Here is a 1910-nt window from a genome sequence, read left to right as displayed (position 1 = left end):
AAAATTAGTCGTTGTATGCGCGTTCACCGTGAGATGTTACGTCTAAGCCGATACGCTCTTCTTCTTCGCTGACACGTAAGCCGATAGTAATATCAACTAATTTGTAGCAGATAAAGGCAACCACACTCGACCACACGATAGTGACTACGACACCAATTGCTTGTACTTTAACTTGAGCAAGCATGTTGTAGTCGGCAGCAACACCATTAGCCACATAATCCCAGATGCCTGTGCCACCTAAAGATGGAGCAGCAAACACACCTGTTAAAAGCGCACCAATGATACCACCAACACCGTGTACACCAAACACATCTAAGGCATCGTCAGCACCTAAGATCTTCTTCAAACCATGTACGCCCCATAAGCAAACAGCGCCAGAGATTAAACCAATCGCTAAAGCACCACCTGCGCCAACAAAACCGCAAGCTGGTGTAATAGCAACCAAACCAGCAACTGCACCAGAAGCAGCACCTAACATAGAAGGCTTGCTTTTGAAGATCCATTCAGTGGCCATCCATGAAATTGCAGCAGCAGCAGTGGCTAACCATGTGTTGAGGAAGGCTAAACCAGCAATACCGTTAGCTTCTAAAGCAGAGCCAGCGTTAAAACCGAACCAACCGAACCATAATAAAGCTGCACCAATCATGGTCATTACCATATTGTGTGGCAACATCGCTTCACGGCCATAACCAACACGTTTGCCAATCACATAAGCACCTACTAAGCCTGCAACAGCAGCATTAATATGAACAACTGTACCACCTGCAAAATCTAAAGCACCATGTTGGAATAACCAGCCAGCAGTTGCAGTAGCGGCAGTAGCAGCATCAGCACTGGTATAAGCATCTGGACCTGCCCAGTACCAAACCATGTGTGCCATTGGTAAATAAGAGAAGGTGAACCACAACACCATAAAGGCTAAGATACCTGCAAATTTTGCACGCTCAGCAAAAGCACCGACAATCAATGCACAAGTAATTGCGGCAAAAGCACCTTGGAACACGATATAAATCATTTCGTGAATTGGTGTTGCTTTGCTCCATGTTGCTGCTAAAGAGTCAGCGGTGACACCACTGAGGAATACTTTAGATAAAGAGCCAAAAAAGGCATTTCCTTCGGTAAATGCAACACTATAGCCGTACACCATCCACAAGACACTGATTAAGGAGAAGATCGTGAAGACTTGCATTAGCACAGATAACATATTTTTCTTACGGACTAGGCCACCGTAGAACAATGCTAAACCGGGAATAGACATTAAAATAACAAAGGCTGTGCAAATCATTAAGAAAGCATCATCACCTTTATTTGCAGTAGGGGCAGGGGCAGCGGCAGCAGGAGCTGCTTCGGCTGGTGCTGCAACAGGAGCAGCTTCGGGACTAGGAGCAGGAGTTGCACTGGCTTCAACGGTAGCAGTAGCAACAGGAGCAGCCGCAGGTGCAGCAGACTCTTCTGCATAGAGTGGTGTTGCACCAAGCAGCGCGCCACTCAAACTAAGGGCAAGAATTATCTTCTTCACGATGGTTTCTCCATGTGAGTGCCAAGGGGGAGTAAAAATAAGGACTTGTGCCTAAGGGAATTTTTAAATTGCGCGAGTCCTAGAATTGGGCTTAAACAGCGTCAACACCCGTCTCGCCAGTGCGAATACGAATAATCTGTTCTAAGGAGGTGACAAAAATTTTGCCATCGCCAATTTTGCCCGTATTTGCGGCTTTGGTAATTGCCTCAATTACGCGGTCAACTAAATCATCACCGATTGCCACTTCGATTTTGACTTTAGGTAAAAAATCAACCACATATTCTGCGCCACGATAAAGTTCGGTATGACCTTTTTGACGGCCAAAACCTTTCACTTCGGTAACGGTAATACCCTGCACGCCAATGTCAGATAAGCTCTCGCGAACATCATC

At 46.0% G+C, this 1910-nt stretch carries 2 protein-coding genes; both read right to left on the bottom strand.

Going from position 1 to position 1910, the window contains the following annotated elements:
- Positions 1-4: 4 nt before the first annotated feature.
- Positions 5-1519: an ammonium transporter gene (gene amt, locus Q0212_RS08120; RefSeq protein WP_297924356.1), complete on the bottom strand. Its 1515-nt coding sequence runs from the start codon at positions 1517-1519 to the stop codon at positions 5-7.
- 91 nt (positions 1520-1610) lie between these two features.
- On the bottom strand, positions 1611-1910 hold a 300-nt coding region (locus tag Q0212_RS08115; RefSeq protein ID WP_297924354.1), incomplete at its 5' end, for a P-II family nitrogen regulator.

This window comes from uncultured Agitococcus sp. (assembly GCF_937920075.1).
Lineage (GTDB): Bacteria > Pseudomonadota > Gammaproteobacteria > Pseudomonadales > Moraxellaceae > Agitococcus.
The sequence above is the reverse complement of the archived record's forward strand: the minus strand, read 5'-3'. Positions and strand labels throughout refer to the sequence as shown.